The following is an 11,189-nucleotide window of genomic DNA, read 5'->3' as shown; positions in this document are numbered from 1 at the left end:
GCTGGGCATCCCGCGGGGCTCGATCAAGGCGACGGTCCTCGTCGAGACGATTCCCGCCGCGCTCGAGATGGAGGAGATCCTCTATGAGCTCCGCGAGCACGCCGCCGGGCTCAACGCCGGGCGTTGGGACTACATCTTCAGCATGATCAAGCGCTTTCGCGACCACCCCGAGTTCGTCCTGCCCGACCGCGACCAGGTGACCATGACCGTGCCCTTCATGCGCGCCTACGCCGAGGTGCTGGTTGCGACCTGCCACAAGCGCGGCGCGCACGCGATCGGCGGCATGGCCGCCTTTATCCCCAACCGCCGCGATCCCGAGGTGACCGCGGCGGCCCTGGCCAAGGTGCGCGAGGACAAGACGCGCGAGGCCGAGGGCGGCTTCGACGGCACCTGGGTGGCGCACCCCGACCTGGTGCCGGTGGCGCTGGCGTGTTTCGACGCGGTCCTGGGCGACAGGCCCCACCAGAAGGAGCGCCTGAGAGAAGAGGTCACGGTCCGCGCCGAGGACATCCTGGGCGCCCAGGTGCCGGGCGGCACCATCACCGAGGCGGGCGTGCGCAACAACATCAGCGTCGGCCTTCAGTACCTCGCCGCCTGGCTCGGCGGCAACGGTGCGGTGGCCATCAACAACCTGATGGAGGACGCGGCCACCGCCGAGATCAGCCGGGCGCAGCTGTGGCAGTGGATTCAAAACGAGGCCAGGTTGGATGACGGCCGCACCGTGACCGCCGAGCTCTACGGCAGCCTGCGCGACGAAGAGGTGGTCAAACTCGGGGACATGGGCCGGCTCGAGGAGGCCGCTCAGATCATGGACGGGCTCGTCCTCACCGACACCTTCGTCGAGTTCTTGACCTTGCCCGCCTACGAGCGGATCGACTAGTGACCTGCTAGCATAGGGAAAGCTCGCCTTGCTCGAGGTCTGCTGCCGGCTTTGGCAAGGAGACCCGTCGGCAAGGAGACCAAGAAGCCCGCGAAGGAGACCGCATGTCCGCTCAAGCTCTGCTCACCGCGCTCGGCGAGCTCTACCCGCGAGAGCGCCTGCTGACCCAGGCCGCGCAGCTCGCGCCCTACGAGTCGGACGGCCTCACCGCCTTTCGCACCCGGCCGCTGGCGGTGGTCCTGCCCGAGACCCAAGAGGAGGTGATCGAGACGGTGCGCTGCTGTTACCGCGAGGGCGTCCCCTTCCTGGCGCGGGGCAGCGGCACTTCGCTCTCAGGCGGCTCGATGCCGGTGGAGGGCGGCGTGGTCATCGCCCTGAACCGCCTCAACAGGATTATTCGCTTGGACCCCGAGGAGCGGACCTGTGTGGTCGAGCCCGGCGTCATCAACCTGGCGGTGAGCAAGGCGGCCATGCCGCACGGGCTGCTGTACGCGCCCGACCCCAGCTCTCAGACGATCTGTACCATCGGCGGCAACGTCGCCTTCAACTCGGGCGGCGCGCACTGCCTCAAGTACGGCATGACCGCCAACCACGTCCTCGGCATCAGGGCCGTCTTGCCGGGCGGCGAGGTGGTCTGCCTGGGCGGCGACTCCCTGGAGGGCGTCGGCCCCGACCTGGCGGGCTTCTACTGCGGCAACGAGGGACTGTTCGGGGTGGCCTTGGAGATCACCCTCAGGCTCCTGCCGGTGCCCGAACGCTACCGCACCGTCTTGGCCGCCTACGACTCGCTTCATACGGCGGGCGAGGCGGTCACCAGGGTCATCGCCCTGGGCCTCCTGCCCGGCGCCATGGAGATCATGGACCGGCTGGCCATCGACGCGGCGGAGGCGGCGGTGGGGGCGGGCTATCCGGCGGAGGCCAAGGCGATCTTGATCGTCGAGCTCGAGGGCGAGGGGGATGCGGTCGAGGCCGAGTTCGCGGAGCTCAGCGAGGCGATCGAGGCCTCGGGCGCCTATGAGGTGCGCGTCGCCCGCGACGGCGACGAGCGCGCGCTGTTCTGGAAGGGCCGCAAGAGCGCCTTCTCGGCGGTCGGCCGCCTCTCGCCCGATTACCTCGTCCAGGACGGGGTGGTGCCGAGAGGTAAACTCGGCGAGGCCCTGCGCGAGATCGAGAGGCTGAGCGAGGCTTACGGTATCCGCGTCGCCAACGTCTTTCATGCCGGCGACGGCAACCTCCACCCGCTGATCCTCTTCGACGGCCGTGAGGAAGGAGCCTTGGCGCGCGCCGAGGAACTCGCCGGCGACATCTTGAGGCTCTGCGTGCGCTTGGGCGGCTCGATCACCGGCGAGCACGGGGTGGGTGTCGAAAAGCGCGCCTATCTGGCGGAGATGTTTTCCGAGACCGACCTGAGCGTGATGAAGGCGCTGCGCTTGGCCATCGACCCGGCGGAGCTCTCCAACCCCGGCAAGATGTTCCCCGGCGGCGAGGCCCCGGCACTCTCGCAGCACGGCCCGCATCCTCTGGAGAGGCAGGGCGTCATCTCCCGTGAGTAGTCCTGCTCCCGTGAATAGTCCTGCGACGGCGAGCAAGGACACGCTGCGGCCGCGGACGATAGCGGAGGTCCAGGAGGCGGTCAGGACTCACCGGAAGCTCCTGCCCCGCGGCGGCGGCTCCAAGCCCGCCCTGTCGACGCCGACGGGCGGGGCCGAGACGCTCGAGCTCGCCGGGCTAGCTGGCGTGCTCGAGTACGACCCCAGCGAGTTCACCTTCACCGCGCTCGCCGGGACCAGACTCGCCGAGGTCGCGCGCCTGCTGGCCGAGAACGGCCAATACCTGCCCTTCGACCCGCCCCTGGCGGGGGCCGGAGCGACCCTGGGCGGCACCGTCGCGAGCGGCCTCAGCGGGCCGGGCAGGGTGCGCTACGGCGGCGTGCGCGACTTCATTCTGGGGGTGAGGATGGTGACCGCCGCGGGCGAACTCGCCCGCGCCGGTGGCAAGGTGGTCAAGAACTCGGCGGGCTTCGACCTGCCCAAGCTGATGGTTGGGAGCATGGGCCGTCTCGGCGTCATCGCCGAGCTCTCTTTCAAGGTCTTTCCCGCGCCCAAGGCCTATACGACGCTCAAGGTGTCCTTTGACGGTTTGGAGGAAGGGCTCTCTGCCCTGCTGCGCCTGAGCACGGCGCCGTTTGACTTAGAAGCGCTCGAGCTCGAGCCGCCGGGAACGCTGCTGCTGCGCATCGGCGGCTTGGCGGAGGCGCTGCCGCCGCGGGTGAAGCGGCTGGAGAGCTTTCTGGCGCGCGCGGGGGAGACCCTCACGGGCGAGGAGGACGCGGCCTTGTGGCAAGGCATGGCTGCCTTTGATTGGCTCCCTGGCGGCGCGATGCTCGTCAAGGTGCCGCTGACGCCCAGGCGCATTCCTTCGTTGGACGCTCAGCTCGAGGCGAGGGGCGCGGGGCGGCGCTACAGCGTGGCGGGCAACCTGGTCTGGATTGCCTGGCCGGACGACATAGACAGCCTGGCGCAGCTGCTGAGCAGCCTGGACCTCTCCGGCCTCATCATCAAAGGCCCGCCCGAGCGGCCCTGGTTGGGCAAGTTCGGCGGGCAGGCCTTGCTGAAACGGATCAAGTCGGCGCTCGACCCCGACAGCAAGTTTCTGGAGATTTAGATGCAGCATACCATTCCCGTCGAAGACCTCTTACCCCAGGCACCCCAGGCTGCGGAGATGGCCCACGCCGTCGAGTCCTGCGTCCACTGCGGCTTCTGCCTGCCGACCTGCCCCACCTACGTGGTGATGGGCGAGGAGATGGACTCGCCCCGGGGCCGCATCTTCCTGATGAAGGAAGTCCTGGAGGGCGGGCTTGCCTTAGAAGAAGCCCAGCCCTATATCGACCACTGCCTGGGCTGCCTGGCCTGCGTCACCGCCTGTCCCTCGGGCGTCGAGTACGGCGAGCTCATCACGCCCTTTCGGGCCTGGGCCGAGCCGCAGCGCGAGAAGAAGCCTTTGGACCGCCTCCAGCGCTTTTTCGTGATGGAGACCTTGCCCTATCCCTGGCGCTTTCGCATCGCCGCCCTGCTGGGCAGGCTGGGGCGGCCCTTCAAGGGGCTGATGCCGGGCAACTTCAGCGCCATGATGGAGCTGCTGCCTGCGTCGCTGCCCCAAACGGGGCGCATGCCCACGCTCACCCCGGCCAAGGGTAGGAGGCGCGCCCGCGTGGCCCTGTTGGCGGGTTGCGCCCAGCAGGTGCTCGCCCCCAACATCAACTGGGCGACCTTGCGCGTGCTCAGTGAAAACGGCGTCGAGGTGGTCGTCCCGCGGGACCAGGCCTGCTGCGGCGCGCTCGCCATGCACGTCGGCGAGGCGGAGCGCGCCCTGGCGACGGCGAGGAAAAACCTGGACGCCTTTTTGGGGGACGCCTTTCCGGGAGATATAGGAGACATAGACGCCATCATCTCCAACGCCTCGGGCTGCGGCTCGGGTATGAAGGAGTATCCGCTGGTGTTCAAGGGCAGCCCTGACGAGGAGCGGGCGCGGGCCTTCGCCGGACAGGTCAAGGACGTGACGACCTTTTTGGACGAGCTCGGCTTCAAGCCGCCCCGCCTGGAGGAGCCCCTCAAGGTGGCCTACCACGACGCCTGCCACCTCGCCCACGCCCAGGGCGTCCGCAGCGCGCCGCGGCGGCTGTTGCAGGCGGTGGCGGGCTTGACCCTGGTCGAACCGCCCGAGTGGGAGCTCTGCTGCGGCTCGGCGGGCACCTACAACATCGAGCACCCCGAGACGGCGGGAAGGCTGGGTGAGCGCAAGGCCAAGAACCTGCTCTCTACCGGCGCGGAACTGATCGCCACCGGCAACATCGGCTGCATGACGCAGATTGAGAAGCACTTGGCGGCCCAAGGCCGGCCCCTGCCCGTCCTGCACACGGTGGAGCTGCTCGACCGGGCCTACGGGGCTCGAGGCTGAATCAGCAGGCGCCAGGTCGGCAGGCGCCAAGCAGGTGGCGGCCTCGAGCAGGAGCATGCTGGGCGTGGCGCTAGACCACGACTCGAGGCGACGAAGCCTTTGGCGCCGCCCGGTTACACTCGAGACCGCGCCGTGATCCGAACCGTTGTGGAACAGGGTCATGATTCTGATACCCACCTTTTGCCATGATTGCCCTTTGTCATGATTGGTTCTGTCGAGGTAACCCTGATGCTCCCTTTGATCCCTCCAGCCACCGAGCTGCCCTCCACCTTCCCAGCGCGGACGAGGCGGTAGGCGCGTGCAGACGATCCACCAGGCCGTCGCGCTGACCTTCCGCTATCCCGTTCACTTCACCACCGGGCTCTTCGCTCTGGACAACCCGCTGCTGGCCGGCGTGGTCGCCGAGGGGAGCACCGAGCTGCCCAAGAAGGTCCTGGCCGTGCTCGACAGCGGCGTCGCCGCGCATCACCCCGGCCTGGCGCAGGCCGTCGAAGCCTACTGTTCGCGCCACGCGGACGTGTTGGAGCTCGTCTGCCCGCCGCTCGTGGTGGCGGGCGGTGAAGGGGTCAAGAACGACCCGGTCAATGTCGAGCGCGTCCACCGGGCGGTTCACGAGCACGGCATCGACCGCCACGCCTATATAGTAGCCATCGGCGGCGGCGCGGTGCTCGACATGGTCGGCTACGCCGCCGCCACCGCCCACCGGGGCGTGCGGCTCGTGCGCGTGCCGACCACCGTCCTGTCGCAAAACGATTCGGCGGTGGGCGTCAAGAACGGCGTCAACGCTTTCGGCAAAAAGAACTTCCTGGGCACCTTCGCGCCGCCCGTGGCCGTCTTGAACGACTTCGGCTTTCTTACCACGCTTCATGACCGCGACTGGCTCGGCGGTATCTCCGAGGCCGTCAAGGTCGCGCTCCTCAAGGACCCGGCGTTTTTTGCCTTTATCGAAAACCACGCGGACGCACTGGTCGGGCGCGACCTGGCGAGCATGAAGTGGCTCGTCTACCGCTGCGCCGAGCTGCACCTCCAGCACATCGCCACCAGCGGCGACCCCTTCGAGTTCGGCTCGTCTCGGCCGCTCGACTTCGGCCACTGGGCGGCGCACAAGCTCGAGGCGCTCAGCGCTTACCGCCTGCGCCACGGCGAGGCGGTGGCGATCGGCCTGGCGCTCGACGCGACCTATTCTCACATGAACGGCCTGTTGCCCGAAGCGGACTGGCGGCGCATTATCATACTCATCGCCTCTTTGGGTCTGCCCCTCTACGCCCCCGAACTCGGCGAGCACTTGGGCAAGGACCACCCGCGCAGCGTCCTGAGCGGCTTGAGCGAGTTTCGCGAGCACCTGGGCGGGCGGCTCACCATCATGCTCTTGGAGGGCATCGGCAGGGGCCAGGAGGTCCACGAGATGGACGAGGCCAGGCTGATGGACAGCATCGCTTTTCTCAAGGACTACGCCAAAGGAGGCGCATCATGGCCAGCCAAACCGGCTCTTGCCCGCTGACGCAGAGGAAGCTCGTCGACGACTTTTTTATCGAACACCGCACCAAGGTCTTGGACCTCGCCGCCTATTTGGACCGCATGGACCGCTCGGTCAGCAAGGACGCCGAGGACGACTTTCGGGTGCTGGCCCTGCGCCGGGCGCTAAACACCCTGAGCGAAGCGGAGCCCGGCCGGGTCAAGCGCATCCAGATGCTTCTGAGCGATCAGGACACCAGCCTCTTGGACGAGCGCGACGGGCAGAGCGCCTACGGCGCGTCCAAGCGAAACCTGCAAACCGGAGGTGAAGGATGAGGTACATCGATCTGCACGCGCACATGGTCTCGCGCAGCACCGACGACTACAAGAAGATGGCCCTGACGGGCTGCGTCGCATTGACCGAGCCGGCCTTCTGGGCGGGCTACGACCGCAGGTCGGCTGACGTCTTCGCCGACTACTTCGATCACCTGACCGACTTCGAGCCCAAGCGCGCCGCGGAGTACGGCATCTTGCATTACACCTGGCTCTGCTTGAACCCCAAGGAGGGCGAGGACCGGGCGCTCGCTAAGCAGGTGCTTGCGATCATCCCCGAGTTTTTGGGCCGGCCCACCGTCCTGGGCATCGGCGAGATCGGCCTCAACCGGGTGACGCGCAACGAACTGGCGACCTTTAGAGACCACGTCGAGCTGGCCCTCGAGCACGACCAGCTTATCCACATCCACACCCCCCACCTGGAGGACAAGTACAAGGGCACCAAGGTCATCGTGGAGACGCTCGCGGCCGATCCGCGCATCAGCCCCGGCCGGGTCATGGTCGATCACGCCGAGGAGCACACCTTGGAGATGATCCTGGAGAGCGGCTTCTGGACCGGGCTGACGCTCTATCCGTCCACCAAGACCTCGCCGGGCCGCGCCGTGGACATGCTCGAGATCTACGGCTCGGAGCGCATCTGCGTGGCCTCGGCCTGCGACTGGGGTCCCAGCGACCCGGTAGCCGTGCCCGAGTTCGCGCTCGAGATGCGCCGCCGCGGCCATGACGAGAGGCTCATCCACGAGGTCATCTTCGAGAACCCAAGAGCCTTCCTCGGCCAGTCGCCCAAATTCAAGCTGCCCGAGACCCGGGCGCAGGCGGTCGAAGCGGTGTTAACCTAGAGAATGCGCTTAGCTGGAAGACCGTTTCAGCTCACCTACTGCACCAACGTCCACCCCGGCAACGGCTGGCGGGAGGTGTTCGCGCAGCTTCGGCATTACGCCCCGGCCCTCAAGGCCAGGCTGTCGCCCGACGCTCCTTTCGGCATCGGACTCAGGCTCTCGGGGCTCGAGAGCCGCGAGCTTCAAGGGGGCGCGCTGGCGCGCTTCAAGAGCTTTTTGGACGAGGAGGGCCTCTACGTCTTTACCCTGAACGGCTTTCCCCACGGCCCCTTTCACCGCGAGCCGGTCAAGGCCAAGGTCCACGCCCCCGACTGGCGCGAGGAGGAGCGCGTCTTGTACACGCTGCGCCTGGTTAAGATTCTGGCGGCGCTGCTCCCAGCGGGCACGAGCGGCAGCCTTTCGACGAGCCCGCTCTCCTACAAGGCCTGGCTGGACGCCGGCGACGAGGCAAGCTGGGAACTGCTCACGACCAACGTCGTGCGGGTAGCCGAAAGGCTCGTCAAGCTCAACGAGACGGGAACCCTTATCCATCTGGACCTCGAGCCCGAGCCCGACGGCCTCTTGGAGAACAGCCTCGAGGTGGTGTACTTTTTCGAGGACTGGCTGCTCACCTTCGGCGCGCGGGGCCTGGCCGAGAGGCTGGGGGTGGGCCGGGAAGAGGCGCGGGCGCACCTGCTCGAGCACGTTCGGGTCTGCTTCGACACCTGCCACGTCGCCGTCGCCTACGAGGAGCCCGCCGAGGTCCTGGCCCGCTTTGCCGAACACGGCATCAGGGTGGGCAAGGTGCAGATCAGCTCGGCGCTCGAGCTGCCCCTACCGGGAGCGCGTGAAGGGCGGGGCGGGCTCAGGGCCGCGCTTCAGCCCTTCGCCGAATCGGTCTACCTGCACCAGGTCGTCCAGCGCAACAGGGACGGCAGCCTGATGCGCTACCCCGACCTGCAGGGCTGTCTGGACAGGATTGACGACCCCGAGGCCAGCGAGTGGCGGGTGCACTTTCACGTGCCCATCTTCGTCGAGAGCTATGGCGCCTTCGCCTCGACCCAGGACGGCATCCTCAAGACCTTTGAACTTCTGCGCGAAGAGGCGTTTTGCGAGCACCTCGAGATCGAGACCTATACCTGGGAGGTGTTGCCGCGAGGGCTGAAACGCGATCTGACCGAGTCCATCGCTCGAGAGTACCGGTGGGTGTTGGATGTCCTCTAGCGAACTCCGCGCCTCCGGGTCCAGGCTCTACGGCTTTCTCTCGCTGGCGCGCGTCTCCAACAGCCCCACGGTCGCCAGCAACGTCTTAGCCGGGGCCGCCCTGGCCGGGCAGGTGCAGCCGACCGGCACCGTCCTCGCGCTGGTGATCGCGCTGGTCTTCTTCTACACCGCGGGCATGGTCTTAAACGACCTCTGCGACTATGCAACCGACTGCCGGCAGCGTCCCGAGCGGCCCCTGCCCTCGGGGCTCATCTCCCGTGGCGAGGCGCTCTTGAGCGTCTTCGTCCTCTTCGGCGTAGGCGGCGCGCTGCTGCTCTACCTGGGCGTGGCGCCCTTCCTGAGCGGCCTGGTCCTGATCGCGCTCATCGTCCTCTACGACCTCTGGCACAAGCGCAACCCGCTCAGCCCCGTGCTCATGGCGGCTACCCGGGCGATGGTCTATTTCACCGCCTTTCTCGCCTTTTCAACGGAGCCGACCTGGCCGCTCATCTTGTGGAGCGCTATGCTGGCGCTCTACATCATCGGCCTCACCTATATCGCCAAGCTAGAGCACCGGGCGGACGTGACGCGCTACTGGCCGGCGGTCCTGCTCTTCCTGCCGGCCTTCTTCGCGGAGCTCCAGCCCCTGGCGCCGATCATGTTCGTCTTGCCGCTGCTCTTTATAAGCTGGGTAATCTACAGCATCACCTATGTCTACCGCCCGCAGTGGCGCAACTTCGGCAGGGCGGTCGGGCACCTCATCGCGGGCGTGTCGCTGCTGGACGTCCTGGTCTTGGCGAGCGTCGGCGCGACGGCTGGGCTGGGCCTGGCCTTCATCGCCTTTCTCGCCACCTTGTTCTTGCAGCGCTACGTCAAGGGAACCTGATGAACAAGCCGATGAACAAGCCTATGAACAAGCCAATGAACAAGCCTATGAACAAGACTGCCGTTCTCAACGTGGTCGGCCTGGCGCCGAGCCTGATCGGCCCCGCGACGCCGCGGCTAAGAGCCTTTGCCGAGCGGCACGCTCAGGTGAGCGTCACGCCGGTGCTGCCCGCCGTGACCTGCAGCGTGCAGGCGACCTACCTCACCGGCACGCTGCCGAGCGAGCACGGCGTCGTCGGCAACGGCTGGTACTTTCGTGACGAGCACGAGGTCAAGTTCTGGCGGCGCTCGGACGGGCTGGTGCAAAAGCCCAAGCTCTGGGAACGGGCCAAGGCGCAAGATCCCGGTTTTACCTGCGCCAACCTGTTCTGGCGCTACGCCACCTACTCCAAGGCCGACTACGTGGTGGTTGAGCGGCCCATGTACCCCGCCGACGGGCGCAAGCTGCCCGACATCTACAGTTGGCCCGCCGAGCTCCGTCCGGCCCTGCAGGGTGACCTCGGAGCCTTTCCGCTCTTCAACTTCTGGGGGCCGAACAGTTCGGTTCATTCGAGCCGCTGGATCGCCGAGGCCGCCAAGTGGCTCGAGGAGCGCCATAACCCCACCTTGAGCCTCGTCTACCTGCCGCACCTCGACTACGGCTTGCAGCGCTACGGCCCCGACCTGGCGAAGGTTACAACCGACCTCCAGGAGATCGACGCGGTGGCGGGCGACCTCATCGACTTTTACGAGGCGCGCGGCGCGCACATCATCGTCATGTCGGAGTACGGCGTCACGCCGGTGTCCAGACCCGTTCACCTCAACCGGCTCTTTCGCGAACGGGGCTGGATCGCGGTGCGCGAGGAACTCGGTTTGGAGGACCTGAACGCCGGCATGAGCGCGGCCTTGGCGGTGGCCGACCACCAGGTGGCGCACGTCTACGTCAACGACGACAGCAAAAGGGACGAGGTGCGGGCGCTGCTCGAGACCACCGACGGCGTCGCCGAGGTCTTGGCCGAGGCGGGCAAAAGGGCCCGTGGCCTCGACCACCCTCGCGCCGGCGACTTCGTAGTCCTGGCCGAGCCGGACGCCTGGTTCACCTACTACTTCTGGCTGGACGACCGCCTGGCGCCCGACTACGCTCGCACCGTCGACATCCACCGCAAGCCCGGCTACGACCCCGCCGAGCTGTTCGTCAACCCCGCGCTCAAAAACCCCAAGGCCAAGGTGGCCATGACGCTCCTAAAGAAGGGACTCGGCTTTCGCTACCTGATGGACGTGATCGGCCTCGACGCCAGCGTGGTGAAGGGCTCGCACGGCCTGGTCACCGACCCCGCCGACGGCCCGCTGCTCATCTCCTCGAGGCCGGAGCTGCTCGGGAAGCGTGCGCTCGAGGCCAGGGAGGTGTGCGGGCTTATTCTCGAGCACCTGAAGGAGGGACCATGACCGAAGCCGAGAACAGCCTGGGCTTGCGCGCCTAGTGGAAGAACCGCTGCGCCAACAGCAGAGGCGCGAGAGCTAGCTGTAGAATAGGCCGGTGAGAATCTCCGTTGAACTCGTGCCTAGGGGCGAGACCTCGCTTTGCTCCGAGCTCGAGCTCATTCGCGCCCGGCTGCCCCGGGTGGACACCATCAACATCCCCGACGTCTTGCGCTTTCCTCTGCGTTCCTGGCAGGGCT

At 67.1% G+C, this 11,189-nt stretch carries 10 protein-coding genes; all 10 read left to right on the top strand.

Annotated features, from left to right (window positions below; translation table 11 throughout):
- Positions 1-880 (top strand): malate synthase (locus tag M3498_10010; protein MDQ3459617.1); only part of this gene is annotated, 880 nt, incomplete at its 5' end.
- 104 nt (positions 881-984) lie between these two features.
- Positions 985-2,433, top strand: coding sequence for an FAD-binding protein (locus tag M3498_10005; protein MDQ3459616.1), 1,449 nt, complete (start codon positions 985-987; stop codon positions 2,431-2,433).
- A gap of 10 nt (positions 2,434-2,443) precedes the next feature.
- Positions 2,444-3,544, top strand: a complete 1,101-nt coding sequence (locus M3498_10000; protein MDQ3459615.1) for an FAD-binding protein — start codon at positions 2,444-2,446, stop codon at positions 3,542-3,544.
- Positions 3,545-4,837: a glycolate oxidase subunit GlcF gene (glcF, locus tag M3498_09995; GenBank protein MDQ3459614.1), complete on the top strand. Its 1,293-nt coding sequence runs from the start codon at positions 3,545-3,547 to the stop codon at positions 4,835-4,837.
- A gap of 298 nt (positions 4,838-5,135) precedes the next feature.
- The gene (locus M3498_09990) at positions 5,136-6,338 is read left to right on the top strand and encodes a 3-dehydroquinate synthase (protein MDQ3459613.1); all 1,203 of its coding nucleotides are present in this window, start codon (positions 5,136-5,138) and stop codon (positions 6,336-6,338) included.
- A complete protein-coding gene (locus M3498_09985) occupies positions 6,308-6,628 on the top strand; it encodes a hypothetical protein (protein ID MDQ3459612.1) in 321 nt (106 codons plus the stop codon). Before M3498_09990 ends, M3498_09985 begins: the two co-directional genes overlap by 31 nt.
- A complete protein-coding gene (locus M3498_09980) occupies positions 6,625-7,464 on the top strand; it encodes a TatD family hydrolase (protein MDQ3459611.1) in 840 nt (279 codons plus the stop codon). Before M3498_09985 ends, M3498_09980 begins: the two co-directional genes overlap by 4 nt.
- Positions 7,465-7,467: 3 nt before the next feature.
- Positions 7,468-8,667: a metabolite traffic protein EboE gene (gene eboE / locus M3498_09975; protein MDQ3459610.1), complete on the top strand. Its 1,200-nt coding sequence runs from the start codon at positions 7,468-7,470 to the stop codon at positions 8,665-8,667.
- Positions 8,657-9,532 carry a UbiA family prenyltransferase gene (locus tag M3498_09970; protein ID MDQ3459609.1) on the top strand — a complete coding sequence of 292 codons (876 nt, stop codon included), beginning with the start codon at positions 8,657-8,659 and terminating at the stop codon, positions 9,530-9,532. The genes eboE and M3498_09970 overlap by 11 nt, the downstream gene beginning before the upstream one ends.
- A 47-nt stretch (positions 9,533-9,579) precedes the next feature.
- Positions 9,580-10,956, top strand: coding sequence for an alkaline phosphatase family protein (locus tag M3498_09965; protein MDQ3459608.1), 1,377 nt, complete (start codon positions 9,580-9,582; stop codon positions 10,954-10,956).
- Positions 10,957-11,189: the final 233 nt, after the last annotated feature.

Source organism: Deinococcota bacterium, assembly GCA_030858465.1.
GTDB lineage: Bacteria > Deinococcota > Deinococci > Deinococcales > Trueperaceae > JALZLY01.
The sequence above is the reverse complement of the archived record's forward strand: the minus strand, read 5'-3'. Positions and strand labels throughout refer to the sequence as shown.

Coding starts and splice junctions, on each gene's coding strand:
- M3498_10005 (MDQ3459616.1), top strand. CDS start 985: ATGTCCGCTCAAGCTCTGCTCACCGCGCTCGGCGAGCTCTACCCGCGA.
- glcF (MDQ3459614.1), top strand. CDS start 3,545: ATGCAGCATACCATTCCCGTCGAAGACCTCTTACCCCAGGCACCCCAG.
- M3498_09985 (MDQ3459612.1), top strand. CDS start 6,308: ATGGCCAGCCAAACCGGCTCTTGCCCGCTGACGCAGAGGAAGCTCGTC.
- M3498_09980 (MDQ3459611.1), top strand. CDS start 6,625: ATGAGGTACATCGATCTGCACGCGCACATGGTCTCGCGCAGCACCGAC.
- eboE (MDQ3459610.1), top strand. CDS start 7,468: ATGCGCTTAGCTGGAAGACCGTTTCAGCTCACCTACTGCACCAACGTC.
- M3498_09970 (MDQ3459609.1), top strand. CDS start 8,657: ATGTCCTCTAGCGAACTCCGCGCCTCCGGGTCCAGGCTCTACGGCTTT.
- M3498_09965 (MDQ3459608.1), top strand. CDS start 9,580: ATGAACAAGACTGCCGTTCTCAACGTGGTCGGCCTGGCGCCGAGCCTG.